The following is an 18,869-nucleotide window of genomic DNA, read 5'->3' as shown; positions in this document are numbered from 1 at the left end:
TCCGGAAAACGGCCAGGTGGCCGCTTTCCCGAGACCCGGAAAGGAACCGAACATGTCGAAGAAAATCCAGATCATCTGCACCACGCCTGGCATGCGCCGCAATGGCGTCAAGCATCCGGCCACTGCCTTTTACAAGGAAGGTCACTGGACCGAAGAGCAGCTCGCCGCGTTCCGCGCCGATCCGGCCTTCACGGTACGTGAGGTGGGTGAAGGCGAGAACGTCCAGACCGAGGATGATTTTCAGCAGCGCGTGAATGATGCGGTCCAGGTGCTTGTCGAGCAGAAGATCGCCGAACTGCAGGCAGCCTTCGATCAGGCGGTTGCCGAGAAGGCAAAAGAGAAGATCGAGGAGCTGCAGGGTGAGCACGACAAGGCTGTCGCGGACCTCAATGCCAAGCTCGATGCGGCCACCAAGGTAGCCGGCGACCAAGCCGCAAAGGCGAAGAAGTAGGAATACCCAGCGCGGGTGCCGACAGGCGCGAATTGACGGAAGGCTCCAGCGGCACCGGGGCTTTCCACCCAACAGGAGACTATCCGTGAACTATAAGCCCTATCGCATGATCATTCTGCATTCTCTGGCTCTGGTGGCCGCAGTTTTGGTTTCGGCCGCAACGCGTGTCGCTGAGTTCGTCCTGGCTCCGATGATCCACCTGGTTCGCGATGCCCCGGTGGCATTCGCCCTGTCGTGGCTGCCGCGTTTCAAGGCGGTTGCCTTCGCCTTCATCGGGAACCTGAAGCCCGTCTATCGCGAAAGCCTTTTGACCAACGGCCAGTCGCTGGACGGCTCTTTGCGTCTGGCCTGACGCAAGATCTGCAGAACACTGGCGGGCCAAGCGTCCGCCAGCTTCAACCAGGAGAGAGACCTTGTACGCAACCGTCACCGACATGATCGCCCGCTTCGGCGAGACCCAGATCATCCGGCTTTCCCAGCCGGAGGACCGCACGGCCGAGACGGTTGACGAGGAAAAGGTCAACATCGCTCTCGCCGATGCCAGTGCCGTGATCGACGGTTACATCCGTGGCCGGTACTTCGTGCCGATCGCGGCTCCTCCGGCTGAGATCGTGCGGGCGACTTGCGTGCTCGCGCGCTACGACCTTTCCGACACCGAACGCTCATCGCCGACCGAGGAGATGAGCAAGGGCCGGGCCGACATCATCAAATGGCTCGAGTCGATTTCGAAAGAGCTGGTCAACCTCGACGTCCCGCGCGCGCTTGTGACCGGCACCGACCAGGTGGGCTCCGGCCCGCGCATCTCCGATCGTGGCCGGGTCTTCAGCCAAGACACCTTGAGGGGCTTCTGATGGCCTCCTTTGACCTCGCCACCATTCGCCGCCAGGAGCCGCTTATCATCGATCGACTTCGGCAGGCATTTCCCGCCCAGACCTTCGGCATCGAGCGCGTTCCGCAGTCGCTGAGCCTGACGGAGTTCAAGCGAGTTGTGAAACAGGCCCCGATGCTTGGGCTCGCCTGGGCTGGCATGCAGCCTCAGAAGGACAGCGGCCGACAGCTGAAGGGCGTCATGCAGTGGCGGCTGATACTTATCTGCCGGGTTTCAAGCGGCCTTGAAGCCCGCTTCAAAGGGGACCGGAAAGACATTGGCCTGGACGCGATGACAGACGTCGCCCTGGCGCTCATTCACGGCGTGACCATGAAGCCGGTCGGCGTCATGGAGGTCACCCAGGCTCAGAGCCTCGTCGCCGAAGGTTATGCCGATGACGATATCGCTCTTGCCCAGATCGACTTCAATTTCAGCTTCGTCACATCGCCCGCGGACTACGCCATCTCGTCGCCGGAGAGCTTCGAGCAGCTCGGCATTACCTGGTCGGTGTCTGGCTCCGATGGGCCAGGCGCGATCAACGACACCATCGAGCCACCACAGGAGTGAACATGGCCAAGAAGGACTATCTGGCTCCGGCCAAGGATCGGCTCGTTCCGCAGGAAGACGGAACGCCCTGGCCGACCGAAGGGATGGAAGATCCCGACACCCTCTACACCCGCCGCCGTGTCGCCGATGGCGATCTGGTCAAAGTCCCGGCGCCGAAGAAGCCTGAAGGAGAGAAGTAATGGATTTCAACGAAATCCCCGTGGATCGCCTGGAGCCAGGCGTCCTGATTGAGGTGCGGGCGAACTATCGCAACGCCGGCATCTTCGCGTGGCCCGAGAAAGCGCTGATCATCGGCCAGAAGTTGGCGGCCGGCACGATCACGCCCGGCCAGATTATTGAGATTACGCGCGCCGAGGAGGCGATCGCCTATTTCGGTCGCGGCTCGATCGGTGCCGAGCAGGTGGCCTTTTTCAAGAAGGCTAATCGCAACACGCCGCTTTCGATCATGGCGCTGGCGGATGCTGGCGGCGCGGTCAAAGCAACCGGCACCTTCACCTTCGTCGGTGCCGTCCAAGCGGCGAGCACCATCCGCTTCAAAGTCGGCGGCCGGCAGGTGCGCATCACCGCACTCACGACGGACAATGTCACGGCGCTTGCCACCAAGCTTGCGGCCGTGATCAACGCGGATCTCGATATGGTGGCGACGGCCGTAGCGGCTGCCGGCGTGGTCACGGTCACCTCTCGCCATGGCGGTGAGGTCGGCAATGAGATTGATCTGCGAGTCGACACGAAGAACGAGCCGATCCCGGCCGGCCTGACGATCACAGTCGTTGCTATGTCCGGCGGCTCTGGCAACCCACTGGTCCAGAGCGCGCTCGATGCCATCGCCAACACCTGGTTCACCAAGCTTACCACCCCCTGGAATGACGCCACGAATATGGCGGCATTGGCAGAATGGCTGCGTGTCCGCTATCTGGCGACGTCGAAGCTGGACTGCCATGGCTTCGTGTTCAAGCGCGGGACCTTCGGCGAACTGAGCACGTTCGGCGCTTTGACCAACAACGCCTTCCTGACCACGGGCGGCCTGAAGAAGAGCCCAACGTCGGCCTGGTCGATCGCGGCCTCGCTGATGGGCATCGCCGCCTTCCATCTGACGAACGATCCGGCGCGCCAGCTGCGCTCGCTCGTCCTGCCAGGCGTGGAAGCGCCTGATCCCGTCGATCAGTTCCTCGACACGGAAAACGATCTCTTGCTGCGGACCGGCATCTCGACCTTCGATTGCCTCTCCGACGGCTCTGTCGTGATCAGCCGCGTCATCACGACCTACAAGACTAGCAGCCTGGGCACCGCCGATCGCGCCTGGCTCGATATCATGGTGCCCGCCACCATGAGCCGGATCCGCTACGATTGGGCGACCTATGTGAGCCTGATGTATCCGCGCTCCAAGCTCGTTGACGACGATACCGACGGCGCAAACGTCCAGCGGTTCAACGGTGACGAGGATCCCGGCACGGCTGTCGTGACGCCGAAGCGCATGAAGGCCTCCTGGGCGGCGCGCTGCAAGCTCTACGGCGAGAACGTCTGGATCGAGGACGTCACTCGTACGGTGAAGGAAAGCTCCTTCGCGCGCTCCAACTCCGATCGCAACCGCCTGGACGGGCGCCCGCAGGTGCAGATCGTCGGTAATCTGATGGTCTTCGCCCAGGCGCTGGAATTCCAGGTCTAACGCCCAACTGAAAGGATACTTCAATGACGCAGGTATTGGGCATCGTCGATATCATCTGGCGAGGCCGTAACCTTCAGGTGGCCAAGGGGGCGAGCATTCGTCCCGGCGGCCTCAAGAACAACCCGGTCACCTATGGCCGCAAGGTCGGCCGCGCCCAGGAGTTCCAGGGCTCGGAAGTCAAGGCGACCATCCATTTCGAACGCGGCCAGCGCTGGGGCAATACCTGGGATAGCGGCGAAGGCGAACTGCAGGTCGTCTGCGACACCGGGCAGACCTTCGTGATGTATGACGCCTTTCTCTCTGGCGACATCCCGAACATCACCGGTGGCGAGGGTGGCAACATGGAGCTGACCTGGTCGGCCGGCACGCCTGAGGAGATCGTGGCATGAAGAAGGAACTTCACATCGATCTCGACGAGGATCAGGGCGCTGGTACCGTCACCAGCTCCGGCACGTCGACCGACGTCATCGACGAGGGCGGTGCAAAGGCCGTCATCGTGGATGAGGATGGTGATGTTCTGGACAAGCTGCCGTCCCGCGCAGTTCGCAACGATGACGGCAGCGTGACCTTGCCGCTCATCGAGCCTGTGACCATCACCACCCGCAAGGACGGTAAGGTTCGGGAACGCACCTTCGAGAGCCTCACCTTCTTCCGTCTGAAGGGGGCCGATATTCAGGCGATCGCGGCGGCATCGAAGGAGAACGACACCGTCGTGACCTTCGCTCGATCGACCCGCACCATGCAGGCGGTCATGAATGCGGTCTTTGACAAGATGGATGCGGCCGACATCGTCGATGGCGGCAAGGTGATCAACCATTTTTTGACGAGTGGCCGCCGAACTGGCCGATAATGCTCGGAGCCCTTGCCGATGGCACGGGCTTCAGCGCCGCCGAGCTCGAAGACTTCGAAGCTCACCGCGCCAAGTTCTGGTGGAACTGCGTGATGGCCTGGCGGAAAGAAGTCGCTGATCAGCAGAACAAGAAATGATGCCCATGCCCGCTTCGGCGGGCATGATCGTTTTCGCGCGCGCGCGATAGCTTGCCGCCACCTCAATCGGGAAGTGGCCATGTCGTCTCGCAGCATGAACCTTGATGTCATAGTCCGGATGCGGGACCTCCTGTCCGGACCTTTGCGACGCCTGCGCTCTTCCTTGGAAGGTATAACCTCGTTTACGCGCCGGCTCGGTCTCGTCGCGGCCGCCGTCACAGCCATTTCCTTTATGGGTCCAATCCAGGAGGCCGCAGCATTCCAGCAAAAACTGTTGGATATAGCGGGGACGCAAAATCTCGTCGGCCAGCAAGCGTTTCAGTCGGTTGAGGAGATGCGGCGGCAGTACGAAGATCTCGCAAATCTGGTGGGCCTTCGCACTGACGATATTGCTTCGGGTGCTGCGCAGATGATTGCGGCGGGCCTCGACAAAACTCTCGTTGATTCCACGCTGCCAGAAATCGGCAAGGCCGCTAAGGCGGCCAATGCGTCTATGGCTGATATGGCTGGGGTTGCCACGTCTTTGCTGCAGACGCTTAAGCTCCCCGCCGACCAGCTCGACGAAATGCTTGCGGGGCTCGTTGTCGCCGGCAAGGAGGGCGCCTTTGAACTGAAGGACATGGCGAAGTACTTCCCGACTTTGACCGGGCAGATGGCAAAGCTCGGCGTGACGGGCCGCGAGGCCGGAACCCAGCTCGCCGCCATGCTGCAGATCGCTCGTAAAGGTACGGCCGATCCTGCCGAGGCCGCGAACAACCTCAATAATTTCCTCTCCAAAATCACGTCGCCGGAGACCCGAAAGAACTTCGAGAAGATGAACGTCGATATCCAGGGCGTGATGAAGAATGCAGCGCTCCGGGGCATCAATCCGATTGAGGCCGTGGTTCAGAAGATCTCGAAGCTGACCGGTGTGACGGGCGAAGAGATCAACGGCCTGATGGAAAAGGCAAAGGCCAATGGGCTGACCGGAGCGGATGCCCTTGAACAGGTTCGTCAGCAGCTAGAAGCGATCCATGGCGCTGGAGCGCTGGGCGAGCTGTTCAGCGACATGCAGGTGATGGGGTTCCTGATCCCGATGCTCGCGAACATCGACGAGTACAAGCGGATCCGCGATGAGGTCGCAAAGGCGACCGGTGCGATGACCGATGGCGATTTCAAAACCCAGATGGAAAGCCTGAACACACAAATGATCATCTTCGAAAATCTGCGCAAGCAGATGAGCGATGAGATCGGCTTCGCCTTCGGAGCGTGGCTGCCTGAGATCAACAGGCATTTGACCGACGCGATCTTTTACCTGCGGCAACTCGATAGGGAAACCGGCGGAGCCGTTCGGCAGTGGCTCTCGATTGCAGCGGCCGGCGTCCTCGCTGCGACTGCGCTCGGCGCTCTCGGTTTTGCTCTTTCCGCGATCGGGTCAGGAATGGCGGCGCTCGCCATGCCATTCATGGCTGCTGGGCGCATCCTGTTTTCGATCGGGCGATACTTTGCGACGGCAGCCAAGAGTGCAGTCGGGCTTCAGACTGCATTGGCCTCAATGAGCGGCGCCCGGTTTTCGGGCCTCTCACGTATCTCTGTTGGTTTGCGTGGCATGGCCTTGGCTGTACCGGGGCTCGGCCTTCTCAAAGGTGCGATCGCAGCAATCGGGGTTGCGCTCGCAGGCATCACGTGGCCGATCTGGGCCGCTGTCGCAGGCATCGCGGGGCTGGGGCTCGTCATTTACAATTATTGGGAGCCGATCAAGAACTACGTGCAGGGATTCGCCTCGGTCGTCGGCGGCGCTTTGGGTGAGCTGACCGACAAGCTATCCAATCTTGCTGGGAAGTTCGCCAGCGGGAATGCAAAGATGGCGGGCAAATTCGCTGCCTGGCTCGGCTTTGATGAGGCTGAAATCGCGGCGATGAGCGCGAGGATCGAGTCTTTTGCTGACAGCGTCGTCGGCTTCATCAAAGCCATTCCCGGCAAGGTCAAGGGCTTCCTCTCGGACATCTTCACCATGAACGACTACTCAGCTGACGCGGAGGCCGCCTTCCGCACGGCCGGCGAACAGGCGGGTCAGGCGATGGTGAACGGCATCAAGGGCAAGTTCAACGAAATGGTGGAGTGGTTCCGTGGTTTGGGGCAACGGATCCTGGACGCCATCGGTACCATCGACATTACCAGCCGCATCAAGGCCGCCATCCCCTTCTGGGGCGATGATGATGCGAGTGCGCCGCCTCAGGCAGCAAATGACAGCATGCTGCCCGCCCAGGCACCGACGCAAAAGCTCGACGTTGACGCGAAGACTGTCGTGGAGGTGATCGGTCCGGCAAAGGTCGTCGAGAGCAGCACGGCTGTCTCATCCCCTTCGCCTAACATTAATACCGGCCGCCGCATTGGGAGGAATTGATGCGGATCGATAGCTTGGACGCACTCCCCGGTCTGGTGCCTGGATTGTACCGGGGCCTCACGCTGCACTTCCTAGATACATCCAGCGAGCACGGTCGGCGGGTGCTGGAGTATCTCTTTCCCGGTGTCGATGCTGCGGCATATGACGACTTCGGCGTGTTGCCTTCGGTGATCACGGTCGATGCGCTCGTCATTGGAGACGATTACAAGGCCCAGGTGAAGGCCCTTCAAAGAGCCTTTGAAACACCCGGACCCGGTCAGCTGATGCATCCCTGGCTGGGGCCGATGTCGGTGATCCTGGAGGAACCTGCCAGCATCGCCTTCTCGGCTCGCGAGCTGCGCGTCGCCCGCATCAATGTGCGCCTGAAGCGCGTCCAGTCTGGCGGCGGCCTGGCGCAGATCCTCTCCGGTCTTGGTGCCGGCGTGACCGGCCTGATTGCGGCCGCGCAAGGTCTCATCAACCTTGTCGGCTCGCGGGTGATCTCGACTGCGCGGGGTGCTGCTGTTCGTCGGACCGTCCGGATTGTCAACGAAGCTGCCAGCGCCGTTACGCCTCCTTCCGAGGGTGCCCGACTCCTGCCGGAGATCCGGGCGCTTCTCTCCGCCTCTTCGCCTCAAACGCCTGCGACCTTCGGGCCATGGATCGGCAAGGCCGTCGCTGTCCTCTCTGCGGTATCCGAGCAGCCGGCCGTGGCGCCGGCCATCGAGACAGCGGCACCTGCGACGGCTCTCGCAAAGATCGCGGTCGCCACCGGCATTGCGAGCCGGTTGATGGCTGCAATCCCGACCGCGCCGTCGGATGTGGATGCGGCTCTTCTGTCGGCGGTTGCCGCCCAGTTTCTGGCGGCGGCGGCACGCCAGGCGGACTATGCCGACTTCGCCTCGAGGCGGGAGGCAACCGCCTACCGGACCACTGTCACAACGGCGCTGGCGGAGCTGGCTGATCGGGCGGAGGTGCTGGGGTCGGAGACCTACCAGGCCTCGACCTCCGAGTTGATCCGGGCAGCGCGGCGGGTCTCTTCCGCCGTGGTCGTTGAGATTAACGAGGTGGTCGGCCGACTGCCCGACGTGCTGGTCTTCTCAGCCGATCGCGAGCATGACGCCTGGCAGGTGGCCCAGCATATCGCGGGTGACACACCGGGCCAGATCGAAGCGGTCTATCTCGACATCGTGTCGCGCAACCGGCCTCGTCACCCGGCCTTCATGGAGGGCTCCACCATCGAGGCGCTGGAGATCCGCTGATGGCCAAGAGCATCAAGCTATCAATTGATGGCGTCGCCTATGACCAGTGGGTCTCGGCCGAGGTGACCCGCGACCTGAAGGACTTTTCAGGAGCCTTCAGCTTCACCTTCCGGGACAAGGTGCGCTCGCGCCGTTCTCTGCCCTTTGCGACGAACGCTGCCGTGCGAGAGCTTCGGCCGGGCCCGGCCGTCGAGATCCGGATCGGGCGACGGCTGGTCCTGAAGGGCTTCGTCGAACGGGTCGATCCTGATAGCGGCGATCGACAGGCCTCGATTGTTGTCAGCGGCAGGGATGTCACAGGCGACCTGATCGACGGGGCGGCCATGGCCAATGAAGCCGAGTTCTTCAACGTCAAGCTGGAAGAGGCGGCGCGGCGGATTGCGGCACCCTATGGACTATCCGTGCGCTCCGAGATCGACACCGGTGAGCCGTTCAGCCGCTACGGCATCGATCTCGCAGAGACCGCGTTTTCCGCCATCGAGAAGGGAGCGAGATCTCGTCACGCCCTTGTGCTCTCCGATGGTATCGGCGGGATTATCATCACCCGCACGGGCCAGACCAGGGCGCCGGTCGAACTGCGCTATCCCGGAAACGTGCTCTACTCGCGTGGCAGCTTCAGTCACGAAGGGCGCTATAGCGAGACTATCGTCCGTGGCCAGGGCGAAAAAGCTGGCAAGGCACGCGGATCCGCAGCGCTTGATTCGACGGCCGAGCCGATTGCATCTGAGAGCCGGGAAGACGGCGACGGCTCGGCGACAGAGAAGGAGCGTAAGGGCACGGTGGCGACCGGCAGGGCGCGGGACGAAGAGATCACCCGCCATCGCCCGATCGTGCACCTGGCCCGATCGAAGGCCGACAATGTCTCGGCCCAGGACGAAGCAGACTGGCGTATGCGCACCGCGCGCGCCGAGGGCGAGCAGTTCACCCACACGATGAAGGGCCACACGATTGCCGGTGAGCCGTGGACGGTCAACCAGATCGCGGCGGTCTCGGATGCTTTCCTCGGCGTCTACCGCGACCTGCTGATTTCCCAGGTCAAGTTTCTGGAAGACGCGGCTGGCATCGTGACCGAGCTTGGATATGAAAGCCCTGAGGCCTTCGACAAGGCACCCGTCGGCGATCGGCGGACCAACAAGTCGGCCAAGACCGCCAAGCGTGCGGGGGGCATGGATGCGACGGCGGAGGCCCTATGACCAAGGAGATCATCGACAAGATCCGGGGCATGGCGCGCCGCGTCACCGTCAAGGACATCAAGGATGACGGAGAGACCCAGACCGCCTCGATCGAGGTCGCTGATGGTGTCTGGCGCACCGATGTCGAGGTCCTGCAGCAATACGGGATTTCGTCGAGCGCGCCTGAAGACGGAGCGCTCGGCATCGCATTGGCGCTGGGCGGCGATGAGGGCGATATCGTCCTCCTGCCGATCGCCAATCCGTCCAGCCGAATGGGCGGCCTCGGCAAGGGCGATGTCGGCTTCTACACTAAGGGTGGCGACAGGGTCGTGGGCCGAGCGAGCGGCGGCATCGAGATTGTTGCTGCCAGCTCGATTTCCCTGAAGGTTGGTGACGTGTCATTCATGGTCACGCCTGATGGTGTCGCGATCGTTGGTGGCACATTCACGCACGATGGAAAAAACATTGGGAAAGACCACGGTCACGTGTCTGCACCGCCTGGGGTTTCTGGTCCGCCCGTTTAGTTATCACCGCCAGCCTCTGCGGGCATGATCGACGCCGCGCGCGCGCGATAGCTTCGCCTCCATGTTTTGCGATCTCGCTCTCACTTATGACCCGGAAAGCCGCCGCTGCGACGTGACGCTCGGCGACGATCTCGATCTCTTGATCGATACCACGCCCGTGTCGTCGATGCTGGTCTCGATCGGGCTCGATCGGCGGGCTGATGTCGATGATCCCTTGCCGGAAGGGCGCTCTCAGTTTCTGGCGCCAGCCAACTTCTCCGAACGACGCGGCGCGATTGCCGACGCCTTTGAGACATCAGGACGGCATAGCGGCTCCAAGCTCTGGCAGCTGGAACGCGCCAAGGAGACCGAGACCACCCGGCTGCTCTGCGAATTCCATCTGGAAGAGGCGCTCGATTGGGCGATCGAAGTCACCGGCAAGCCGGCTGAGATCGAAGTGGCGTGGCTTCGGCCTGAGGTTCTTGGCTTTCGCACAATGGTCGAGGATGTCACCCTGTCGATGACAAAGCGGGTGGACGGCTGATGGTCTGGCCCATTTCACGAGCGCAGGCGATCTTCGAGCGCATCGCCTCCGGTATAGAGGCGGGCATCCTGACTGTTCGTGCGGACGCAGATCCGCGCAAGCTTTCAAAGGCACTTCGAGAGCGCTTCGGCGTCTTCTTTCAGGTCATTGCCCCAGTCTCTGCCGAAATCCGCGAGTTGCATGATCATCAGGCGTGGTGGGCTCGGCAATACATGCCCGACAGCGCCGACGATGAAACCATGATCCGACGACATGCCGGCATCTGGGGTGTCGATGAGCGCGGCGCAATCAAAGCTGTTGGTGCAGTGCTGATTGAGGGTGCGCCTGGCACAGTGCTGCCTTCCGGTATCGCGCTTTCGGCAAGTGACGGGATCTTGTTTGAAACCACCGCTGGCGCGACGATCTCAGGTGCCGGTGTTGCGACCATGCCAGCCATTGCCGTCAGCGCCGGCGCGTCGGGCAATCTGCCGGCCGGCGTCCAGCTATCGACGGTCGCCGTTGTCGCCGGCATTACGCGTGTTACGGTCTCGACGGCTTTCCTGGGCGGCGCGGACGAAATGACGCCGGAGGAGATCAAGGCTGCCTATCTGCAGCGTATCCGCCAGCCGGCTCATGGCGGCGCGGGCTTTGACTATCCGACATGGGTGCGCGAAGTGGCCGATGCTCTGGCCATCAAGGTCATCCCGGAATGGATCGGTCGCGGCTCGCTCGCTGTCGTCGTCATCATGCGGGATGACGATGGCTCTGCCCGCGTGCCGACCACGGAAGAGATTGATCGTATTCAAGCGCATCTGGGCGAGTTCGGCAGTCTGCTCGGCGTGCGGCCGGTGACAGCGCGTGTGATCGTCGTGCCGGGCGTCCTGACGGCTGTCCCGATCTCTGTGCGGCTGCGACCCGATGTGGCCTCTACCAGGTCTGCCGTCGAGCAAGCCTTCAATCGCTTCATCGCGACCATCGGCGACGAGGATGATACCGGCAACGAAAGCCCGATCGGAGCCACCATCGAGCCCAGCCGGATCTCCGAGGCGATCTCGGCTGCCGACGGCGAATATGCCCATGACCTGACGGTGCCGGCCGATCGATACACGCTGGGGTCCACACACTATCCGATCCCTGGCACCATTACATGGGTGCCGGCATGACGCGCACCCCTCAAGCCATCACGCGCAGTCTGATTGCCAAGGTCGCGCCGGGCTGGGCGCTCGGAAAGCGTGGCGGGATCCTCGACGCCATTCTCGCTGGCATTGGCCTTGCCCTGCACGATGTCGAGGTCGGCGCGGAAGCCCTGATGGATGAGACCGATCCGAGGAAGGCAAACCTGCTGCTGACGGATTTCGAGCGGTGCCTCGGCCCTGACCCGTGCGGCCGCGATCAGGGCGATCTCAATGTCGCCCAGCGCCAGCGGCTTGCGCATCAGCGCTGGACCGCGCGCGGCGGCCAGTCGGTCCCCTATTTCGTGGCTCTTGCATCCCGCCTCGGCGTGGAAATCACGATCGATGAGTTCTGGCCATCAAGGGCCGGCGGCTTGCGGGCCGGACAGCGGTTGAGGCCCGAAGGCTGTCAGTTCGTCTGGCGGGTTAACATTCCTGGTCTTGTGACCGTCGTGAACTTCAAGGCCGGAGCGAGCCGCGCTGGCCATAGCCTCGGCTCCTTTGCCGTGTCCTCGATCGAGTGTGAGATCCGGCGGTTGAAGCCCTCTCACACCCTGGTCGTTTTTTCCTATGGAGGGTCCTGATGGATCGCATCAATGGTGCCGGTACAATTGATATCGGAACAGGTCGCAGGGGCTTTCGTGATGAGGATCTGGTTCTAGGTCAGGAGGGAACAGAGGTTAAAGCTCTCTGGCTGAACATGACCCAGGAAGAAATCCTTTATGTAGTCGAATCGACCGGCATGGATCCGTCGCCCGATGATTGGTCACAACTCGCCAAGGCGATACAGTCCAGCCGCATGAACTTCGCAGCGGCGGGCGGATCTGCTACGGCTCTCACGCTTGCACTGTCGCCCGCACCCGTTAGCTACGCGAGTGGTCTGATCATTCGTTTCAAAGCTGCAGCTGATTGTGCAGGTGCCACGACAATCAACGTCGACGGCCTTGGCGCTGTGCCGTTGACCCGTCAAGGCGGAGGTGCGTTGGCGAGGTTCGATTACAAAGCCGGCGACAAGATTGCTGCGATCTACGATGCAGGCTCCTTCCAACTTTTGAGCCCTGCAATGACCCAGTTCCTGAGCTCATCGCCAGGCACAACCACAATCTTTGTACGAACTGACGGCAACGACAACAATGATGGCTCTGCGAACACTGCGGCGGCTGCCTTTGCCACCATTAACGCAGCAGCAAGCTATGCCTTGCGCCGTTTCAACACAGGTGCGCAAAGCACCGTCATTCAGCTGGGTAATGCGGGCAACTACGATGGCTGCACGATCGGCGGCATTGCTAACTTAATTCTGAGGGGCGACCCGGCTGCGCCGCAAAACTATGTGGTCGGCGGCAGCCAAATCAATGCAATCCGCTTGGATTACTGCCCTGGATTTCGGGTCGAGGGGATTAAAATCCGAAACGGAATAACCACAGACATCACGTCGAACGGATTGTTGGTCGGGGTCGGTTCATCAGGCCTATTGAAAAATTGCGAGCTTGATCCTGTCGTTTATCATCTCGGCTTTGCTCATATTGGAATTTTAGATGGGGGGCAGCTTTCGTGGGGGGGCACCATCAAATTCATGCGCTCGTCACCGATCGGTATTGATGTCTCTATGGGCGGAATATTTTCGGGGGCCGCGTTCTCCGACCCCGCGACGGTACAGATGGGACCTGGCTTCAACCAAGAAACATTTTTGAGAGTGCGCGGTGGAAGAGCGACTGTCCTTGCCACCACTTTCACAGGGGCGAATGGCGGCAAACGGTTTGACGTCAATATGAACGGCGTCATCAACACGGCTGGTGCTGGCGTCAACTTTTTACCCGGTGACCAGGCTGGCACCACGGGAACGGGGGGCATCTATGTTTGATCCAGCTAAGTGGTTTTGGCTGTCAGACGACGGCAGGATCTTCGACAGCGCGCAGCAGAGACGATCAGTAGTGCCAGATGATCGCATGGAGGCATTCCTGGCTGTTGGTCATTCACCGACGCGCTGGCCCAGCGATAGCGAAGGCGAGCAGACAGATCAGGCTTTGCAAGAAGTGCTCGGGGCCTATGGCTTGACCATGGAACCGCCATCTTTAGTTCAGGTCAAGAGCCTGCTTATGGCTGGCGTAGACGCAGAGGCGGAGGCTCACCGCCATCGCTACATTACGCCCGGTGCAGGGCAGGCTATGACCTATGCCCGAAAAGCGGAGGAGGCGCGGCTGTGCCTCAGCGCCGTCGACCCCAATCCCGAAGACTATCCGCTCCTTGCGGCCGAGATTGGCATCACCGCAAGCACGCTGGTTGGTGTTGCCCAAGTCGTAGCGACTGCGAACGCTCAGTGGCTGCAGATTGGTGCGGCGATCGAGGCCGCAAGGCTTTCGACGAAGCAGAGCATTGTCAACGCTGAAACAGTCGAAGCCGCAAAGGCAGCGGCCAACGCGGTCGTTTGGCCGGTCAACTAGGGGAATGTGATGACAGAGCGATTGAACACGACGTCTGCTACGGCAGAGAGCGCAGTTTTCACCCCTGGGGGTGAATTCTATGTGCAGGTATCCGCTGCTGATCCTTTGACGACCTTTTCCGTGATTGCACGTGTTGATGGAAATGCCGATTGGGTCGAGGTCGACACGCTAACCATCACCAGACCAATCGCCAATTTCTCGGCTTTGCCTTTCGTGAAAATCGCCGTGAAAAACAACCTCAATCAGGCAACGGCGAAGGCGTGGTCAAACCCATGACGCGGTTCCGCAGGCCTTTGGCCTTTCCGATCCGACGCCCCCCGCGTTGGCCCTTGTTCAGCAATACCCCGATCAAGGGTGGCGTGTATGCTGTCGAGTATGTCAGCGACGATGAGTTTTGGGTAAAGGTTGCTGTTGCCGATTTAGGCGTCTCCGGAGCAATCGCTTACCAGTTCATAAAAGATGATGGGGGCTCAGGCGCGACTGACACCGGATCTCCTTGGGATGCTTGGCGGCGGGTCGGAATTTACGGGCTGCCCTCCGTTGAAAGCCCTCACGACGATAATGTGAACCGTGTCATTATCGCGTCCGAGTTCGACCTCGGCTCTCGCGATTATGCGTTCTACAGCAACGCAGAGTCTAAATGGGTGATGAGTTTCCACGGCGGCGAGACAACATCTGAGCTTCATATCCCCGATGTTTCCACAAGCGGCGAGCAGCGCGGCACATTCCGCCTGACTCGTTCCTCTGTCGGCGTGACCGGAGCGGCGCAGGTTGACGCCGAGTTTGAATGCCAGATCTTGCCGAATGGCATTTTCAGGGACGCGATGTCCTTTGTTTCCAGTGATCAGGTCTGGAGCGAGGTGCTTGTATCACACGAGATCTTGTCGAACGCCTCGCAGTACAGCACTGACGGGGGCGAGACATTTGAGCAAATCGTAGTCAACGACAAAATTACGGTTGATAGCGGGGTCATACTGCGAAACCCGACGAGCGGGATACAGGCGCAGATAACATGCGATGCCCACGAACAGTCGAACTTTATGCGCTACTACGTCAGGCAGCACACAGGCCAGAGCCGCATTAAGTTCTACGCAGAGTTTGACCCGGCAACGTCTTCGCCTCTTTCTATCGCAACCGTAAACCGTCAGACTAAGTTCTGGCGAAAAGATCCCGACCCAACTCCGCCACTGAATTACGTTGCAGAGACCAACGGGCTTTCCGGCGTCACGATACACGCCGGAACAGCGTCAATTGACACGGCGACTACGCCCGACACGCTTCTGCTAAACGGTGACGGAACTGGTGCGCCATTCAATCGCGTCTCTCTTATCTTGGGTATCTCTGAGCCTGGGGACTATCGCCTGCTGTTTGGCGATGTGTCGCTCGCCGGAAATCCCAATGGCGGCACTGACGTCTTCATCACCAAGGCGACAAACGGATCTAACGTAACTCCTACGCCAATTGCGACTGGCTTCATGGGCAATGTCGTTTCATCCGGGTCTTTCGACTTCACCATATCTGATGTTTCCGGCGATCCCGTGAGACTTTTGCTCCGGCAGGCGCGGGCTGCGGCGAGCGCTGACAGATGCCGTATCGGAAGCATATTCTTGCAGAAGCTTCCGCTTTAACCCCGCCGCCCCATCATCAAATGGCGTAGGCCTGTGGCTTCTCTAAATGGCTTCATCAGGTCTGTGAACTGGCTTCAAGCGCTTCTCAGTCATATGCCGACACGTCAAATCCTGATTGCGGTTTAGACTTGTGGCCGAAGCCGATGCGCCGTTACAACTCCACCTTCACCACTTTGTCTAACTAGGAGCCGACATGATCCGCGCCCCACTTCTTGCTTCGCTGTCTTGTCTTGTAGCGTTTGCCGCATCAGCAGAGGAGACTGCGCCAACTCCGGCGACCGGCGACTTCAACTGTTTCGAGCGGGCTGCCTTCCAAGAGGCGTCTGCGGATACACCTCAGATCAGGATCAACAATTTCTCTGTCAGAGAAACTAAGTCGTTCTTGTCCAACGGTGCGTTCGCCATCGAGGTTTCATACGCTGTCGCGAATCGCATCGAGAAGCCCGTGTCGATCAGTGCCGACTTTGCACTCTTCGATGGGCAGGACACCCTCCTCGCTGCTTTAAGTGCTGGTCCATCGTTGGATACAGTTCAACCGGGCAAAACTGAAACGGGTAGCGGAGATACTTTAGTCGACGAGGGCACGCTGGGTCGGGCTGAGCGGATTTGCCTGCGTATCTATACGGCTTGGTCTCAATGAATTTTTCCGCCTGCACTCACGACAGCAATGTAGGCTTTTGACACGGCAGCTGGAAAATTGGTTTTTCCGGTTCTGCGTGTCAAATTTCCGGAAACGCGCGTCCGGCTACAGTCGGAGCCTGTGGCGTGACGACCAATACTACGTTTGGGAAGTTTGAAGAAAAATGGTGCCCGGAGGCGGATTTGAACCACCGACACGCGGATTTTCAATCCGCTGCTCTACCAACTGAGCTATCCGGGCATCTCGGCTTGTTTGCAAAGCCTGCCGGTCTTTAGTCAAGACCGCCGGGGCATATCCCCGGGAGCGAGCGGGGTTATAACATCTTGTTCGGCCATGTCCAGCGGCTTCGGCGACTTTTTTGAAGAAGATGTGAAAATCGCTGAAAGGTGAACGAGAACAAGGGGATCGGGGGAGGTCGCGAACAGGCTTTTCGGCCAGCGAACGATCAATCGCGGTAGTCGTCGTCCGCCTTGGACTCGTCGTCGGCAACCGGGATGGCGTAGGAGCCTTTCAGCCAGCGCGAGAGGTCGAGATTTCGGCAGCGATCGGAGCAGAACGGATAATTGTCCCGCTTCGAGGGACGGCTGCATTCCGGGCATGGCCGCGTCTTGCGCAGCGGCTCGACCTTGGCGGTCCGCTGTTCGTCTCCCTGCGACATCGTCAGCCCTCCGTCCAGCCGGTGTGCACGTCATAGCCTTCGCCCGAGAGCATCTGCAGCGTCTCGAAGAGCGGCAGGCCGACGACGTTGGTGTAGGAGCCGACGATCTTCTGGACAAAGCTACCGGCAATGCCCTGAATGGCATAGGCGCCGGCCTTGCCGCGCCATTCGCCTGACGCAAGGTAGCATTCGATGTCGTAACCTGAGAGGCGCTTGAAGCGGACCTTGGTCTCGACGATCTTCTGGCGCTGCTTGCCATCGGGGCCGATCAGGCAAACGCCGGTGAAGACCCAGTGGCTGCGACCCGAGAGCAGATGCAGCGCCGAGGAAGCCTCCTGCATCAACTCCGCTTTGGGCAGGATGCGGCGGCCGACCGCGACCACGGTGTCGGCGGCCAGGATATAGCTGCCTCCCCAGGTCAGATCCTTGCGCACCTGCTGATAGGCGGCGTTTCCCTTGTCTGCAGACAGTCGACGGGCGAGCGAGCGTGGATGCTCCGACTTCTTCGGCGTCTCGTCGAGATCCATCGGCATGAGACGCGCAGGCTCGATGCCGGCCTGCTTCAGGAGATCCACGCGACGCGGCGACCCGGAGGCCAAAATCAGCTTCTGTCTCAGTTCCATGCGTGCGCGATCCTAAAGCCCCGGTGCGGTCCCAAGACTTACTTGAAGCGGTAGGTGATACGGCCCTTGGTCAGGTCGTAAGGGGTCATCTCGACCAGGACCTTGTCGCCTGCGAGAACGCGGATGCGGTTCTTGCGCATGCGGCCGGCGGTATGGGCGATGATTTCATGTTCGTTTTCGAGCTTCACACGGAAGGTGGCGTTCGGCAGCAATTCGGTGACGACGCCGGGGAATTCGAGGACTTCTTCTTTTGCCATAGAGCGGTTGTCTTTCCTGGGGTTTTGGAGGGGCGCACGAGGGGCCCCTGAAAATGTGGGCGGAAACTACACAATCGCCCGGCATTTGTGAACCTTGTAGATTCGGCTTTTGGAATTTGTTTCAAGGGGGGCAAAACCGGCGCTAATCCGGGGCCAGAACCAGCCTGTCCCGGATCAGCTTCGTCAGGCGATCCCGCACGTCGCGATAGGCGATGAGCCGCTGTTCGCGACTGCCGGTTTCGACTGTCGGATCCGGCATCGGCCAATACTCAACCTCGACCGCGGAAGACCGGGTCAATTCGAGGGCTGCGTGATGTGCTTCCGGCGTCAGGGTAATCACGAGATCGAAGTAGTCGTCTTCCATGTCCTCCAGCGTCTGGGGCTGGCGGCGGCCGAGTGACAGGCCGATTTCATCGAGCACGACATCGACGAAGGGGTCTCGCTCGCCCTTCTTGACCCCGGCAGAGGCAACCCAAGTTCCAGATGGCAGGAATTGCCTGGCGACCGCCTCTGCCATGGGGCTGCGAATAACATTCTGGCCACACATGAAGAGGATCGCCCCCGGCCGCGACGGACGCCGGCCCTGAACCCCATCCCCATCCATACCGCCTAGCCCCGCCAATAGAGCACGCAGACCAGAGTGAAGAGACGCCGCGCAGTATCGAAGTCGATCTTGATCTTGCCCGAGAGCCTGTCCATCAGCGTCTGGGAGCCATCATTGTGGATACCGCGGCGGCCCATGTCGATCGCTTCGATCTGCGACGGCGTCGAGGAGCGGATCGCCTCGTAATAGCTTTCGCAAATCATGAAGTAGTCCTTGATGATCCGCTGCAAGGGCGTCAGCGACAGGATGTGCACGGCGACGTCCTCGCCGGCCTCCGTCTTGATCGAGAAGACGAGCTTGCGATCCATCAACGACAGGAAGAGGTGATAGGGACCGCCAGAATGGCCGGCAGGCTCGAACGAGTTTTCCTCGATCAGGTCGAAGATGGCGACCGCCCGCTCATGCTCCACATCGGGTGTCGAGCGCCCGATGGTCTCGTCCAGCACGACATCTGAGAGCCGGAAGTCGCCCGCCGCCATGTG

General features: G+C 60.7%; 26 protein-coding genes and 1 tRNA gene. 21 read left to right on the top strand and 6 right to left on the bottom strand.

From position 1 onward, the window contains the following. Positions 1-52: 52 nt before the first annotated feature. From D4A92_RS09495 to D4A92_RS09395, 21 genes are all read left to right on the top strand, one after another. Complete coding sequence (locus D4A92_RS09495) at positions 53-451, top strand: hypothetical protein (protein ID WP_203019507.1); 399 nt, start codon at positions 53-55, stop codon at positions 449-451. Between the two features lie 85 nt (positions 452-536). Then, positions 537-803, top strand: coding sequence for a hypothetical protein (locus D4A92_RS09490; RefSeq protein ID WP_203019506.1), 267 nt, complete (start codon positions 537-539; stop codon positions 801-803). Positions 804-864: 61 nt separating this feature from the next. Beyond that, positions 865-1,302 carry a gp436 family protein gene (locus D4A92_RS09485; RefSeq protein WP_203019505.1) on the top strand — a complete coding sequence of 146 codons (438 nt, stop codon included), beginning with the start codon at positions 865-867 and terminating at the stop codon, positions 1,300-1,302. After that, positions 1,302-1,886 carry a hypothetical protein gene (locus tag D4A92_RS09480; RefSeq protein ID WP_203019504.1) on the top strand — a complete coding sequence of 195 codons (585 nt, stop codon included), beginning with the start codon at positions 1,302-1,304 and terminating at the stop codon, positions 1,884-1,886. The genes D4A92_RS09485 and D4A92_RS09480 overlap by 1 nt, the downstream gene beginning before the upstream one ends. Positions 1,887-1,888: 2 nt before the next feature. Beyond that, positions 1,889-2,065, top strand: coding sequence for a DUF2635 domain-containing protein (locus D4A92_RS09475; RefSeq protein ID WP_203019503.1), 177 nt, complete (start codon positions 1,889-1,891; stop codon positions 2,063-2,065). Further along, a complete protein-coding gene (locus tag D4A92_RS09470) occupies positions 2,065-3,552 on the top strand; it encodes a phage tail protein (protein ID WP_203019502.1) in 1,488 nt (495 codons plus the stop codon). The genes D4A92_RS09475 and D4A92_RS09470 overlap by 1 nt, the downstream gene beginning before the upstream one ends. 23 nt (positions 3,553-3,575) lie before the next feature. Continuing rightward, positions 3,576-3,941, top strand: coding sequence for a phage tail tube protein (locus D4A92_RS09465; protein ID WP_203019500.1), 366 nt, complete (start codon positions 3,576-3,578; stop codon positions 3,939-3,941). After that, entirely contained in the window at positions 3,938-4,402 is a 465-nt protein-coding gene (locus tag D4A92_RS09460; protein ID WP_203019498.1) for a hypothetical protein, read from the top strand. Before D4A92_RS09465 ends, D4A92_RS09460 begins: the two co-directional genes overlap by 4 nt. After that, complete coding sequence (locus tag D4A92_RS09455; protein WP_203019497.1) at positions 4,402-4,539, top strand: hypothetical protein; 138 nt, start codon at positions 4,402-4,404, stop codon at positions 4,537-4,539. The genes D4A92_RS09460 and D4A92_RS09455 overlap by 1 nt, the downstream gene beginning before the upstream one ends. 79 nt (positions 4,540-4,618) lie before the next feature. After that, a complete protein-coding gene (locus tag D4A92_RS09450) occupies positions 4,619-6,925 on the top strand; it encodes a phage tail tape measure protein (protein ID WP_203019495.1) in 2,307 nt (768 codons plus the stop codon). Continuing rightward, positions 6,925-8,166 (top strand): DNA circularization N-terminal domain-containing protein, encoded by a 1,242-nt coding sequence (locus D4A92_RS09445; RefSeq protein WP_203019494.1) that lies wholly within the window; start codon positions 6,925-6,927, stop codon positions 8,164-8,166. Before D4A92_RS09450 ends, D4A92_RS09445 begins: the two co-directional genes overlap by 1 nt. After that, on the top strand, positions 8,166-9,359 hold the full coding sequence (locus D4A92_RS09440) for a phage baseplate assembly protein (RefSeq protein ID WP_203019493.1): 1,194 nt from the start codon (positions 8,166-8,168) through the stop codon (positions 9,357-9,359). The genes D4A92_RS09445 and D4A92_RS09440 overlap by 1 nt, the downstream gene beginning before the upstream one ends. Next, complete coding sequence (locus D4A92_RS09435) at positions 9,356-9,862, top strand: phage baseplate assembly protein (protein WP_203019492.1); 507 nt, start codon at positions 9,356-9,358, stop codon at positions 9,860-9,862. Before D4A92_RS09440 ends, D4A92_RS09435 begins: the two co-directional genes overlap by 4 nt. Positions 9,863-9,923: 61 nt before the next feature. Beyond that, the gene (locus tag D4A92_RS09430; RefSeq protein ID WP_203019491.1) at positions 9,924-10,385 is read left to right on the top strand and encodes a phage GP46 family protein; all 462 of its coding nucleotides are present in this window, start codon (positions 9,924-9,926) and stop codon (positions 10,383-10,385) included. Then, positions 10,385-11,527: a baseplate J/gp47 family protein gene (locus D4A92_RS09425; protein ID WP_203019490.1), complete on the top strand. Its 1,143-nt coding sequence runs from the start codon at positions 10,385-10,387 to the stop codon at positions 11,525-11,527. The genes D4A92_RS09430 and D4A92_RS09425 overlap by 1 nt, the downstream gene beginning before the upstream one ends. Next, positions 11,524-12,120 carry a YmfQ family protein gene (locus D4A92_RS09420; protein WP_246753995.1) on the top strand — a complete coding sequence of 199 codons (597 nt, stop codon included), beginning with the start codon at positions 11,524-11,526 and terminating at the stop codon, positions 12,118-12,120. Before D4A92_RS09425 ends, D4A92_RS09420 begins: the two co-directional genes overlap by 4 nt. Further along, a complete protein-coding gene (locus D4A92_RS09415; protein ID WP_203019489.1) occupies positions 12,120-13,397 on the top strand; it encodes a hypothetical protein in 1,278 nt (425 codons plus the stop codon). The genes D4A92_RS09420 and D4A92_RS09415 overlap by 1 nt, the downstream gene beginning before the upstream one ends. 85 nt (positions 13,398-13,482) lie before the next feature. Further along, the gene (locus D4A92_RS09410; protein ID WP_203017329.1) at positions 13,483-13,977 is read left to right on the top strand and encodes a hypothetical protein; all 495 of its coding nucleotides are present in this window, start codon (positions 13,483-13,485) and stop codon (positions 13,975-13,977) included. A 9-nt stretch (positions 13,978-13,986) separates the two neighbouring features. Beyond that, a complete protein-coding gene (locus tag D4A92_RS09405) occupies positions 13,987-14,253 on the top strand; it encodes a hypothetical protein (RefSeq protein WP_203017327.1) in 267 nt (88 codons plus the stop codon). A gap of 53 nt (positions 14,254-14,306) precedes the next feature. Further along, a complete protein-coding gene (locus D4A92_RS09400; protein WP_203017326.1) occupies positions 14,307-15,605 on the top strand; it encodes a hypothetical protein in 1,299 nt (432 codons plus the stop codon). 193 nt (positions 15,606-15,798) lie between these two features. Continuing rightward, the gene (locus tag D4A92_RS09395; RefSeq protein ID WP_203017324.1) at positions 15,799-16,245 is read left to right on the top strand and encodes a hypothetical protein; all 447 of its coding nucleotides are present in this window, start codon (positions 15,799-15,801) and stop codon (positions 16,243-16,245) included. A 164-nt stretch (positions 16,246-16,409) separates the two neighbouring features. On the opposite strand, the gene D4A92_RS09390 is transcribed toward D4A92_RS09395, so the two are convergent. From D4A92_RS09390 to D4A92_RS09365, 6 genes are all read right to left on the bottom strand, one after another. Continuing rightward, a tRNA-Phe gene (locus tag D4A92_RS09390) sits at positions 16,410-16,485 on the bottom strand. Positions 16,486-16,690: 205 nt separating this feature from the next. Continuing rightward, entirely contained in the window at positions 16,691-16,903 is a 213-nt protein-coding gene (yacG, locus tag D4A92_RS09385) for a DNA gyrase inhibitor YacG (protein ID WP_203019488.1), read from the bottom strand. A gap of 2 nt (positions 16,904-16,905) precedes the next feature. Continuing rightward, the gene (locus tag D4A92_RS09380; RefSeq protein ID WP_203019486.1) at positions 16,906-17,526 is read right to left on the bottom strand and encodes a Maf-like protein; all 621 of its coding nucleotides are present in this window, start codon (positions 17,524-17,526) and stop codon (positions 16,906-16,908) included. 38 nt (positions 17,527-17,564) lie between these two features. Further along, the gene (infA, locus tag D4A92_RS09375; RefSeq protein ID WP_004435948.1) at positions 17,565-17,783 is read right to left on the bottom strand and encodes a translation initiation factor IF-1; all 219 of its coding nucleotides are present in this window, start codon (positions 17,781-17,783) and stop codon (positions 17,565-17,567) included. A gap of 142 nt (positions 17,784-17,925) precedes the next feature. Next, the gene (locus D4A92_RS09370) at positions 17,926-18,387 is read right to left on the bottom strand and encodes a low molecular weight phosphatase family protein (RefSeq protein ID WP_203019484.1); all 462 of its coding nucleotides are present in this window, start codon (positions 18,385-18,387) and stop codon (positions 17,926-17,928) included. 5 nt (positions 18,388-18,392) lie between these two features. Next, a complete protein-coding gene (locus D4A92_RS09365) occupies positions 18,393-18,866 on the bottom strand; it encodes a UPF0262 family protein (RefSeq protein WP_203019482.1) in 474 nt (157 codons plus the stop codon). Between the last annotated feature and the right edge of the window lie 3 nt (positions 18,867-18,869).

The sequence above is a fragment of the Rhizobium rosettiformans genome (genome assembly GCF_016806065.1).
In the GTDB taxonomy this organism is placed as follows: Bacteria; Pseudomonadota; Alphaproteobacteria; order Rhizobiales; family Rhizobiaceae; genus Allorhizobium.
This window is presented reverse-complemented; position numbering and strand designations above follow the sequence as displayed.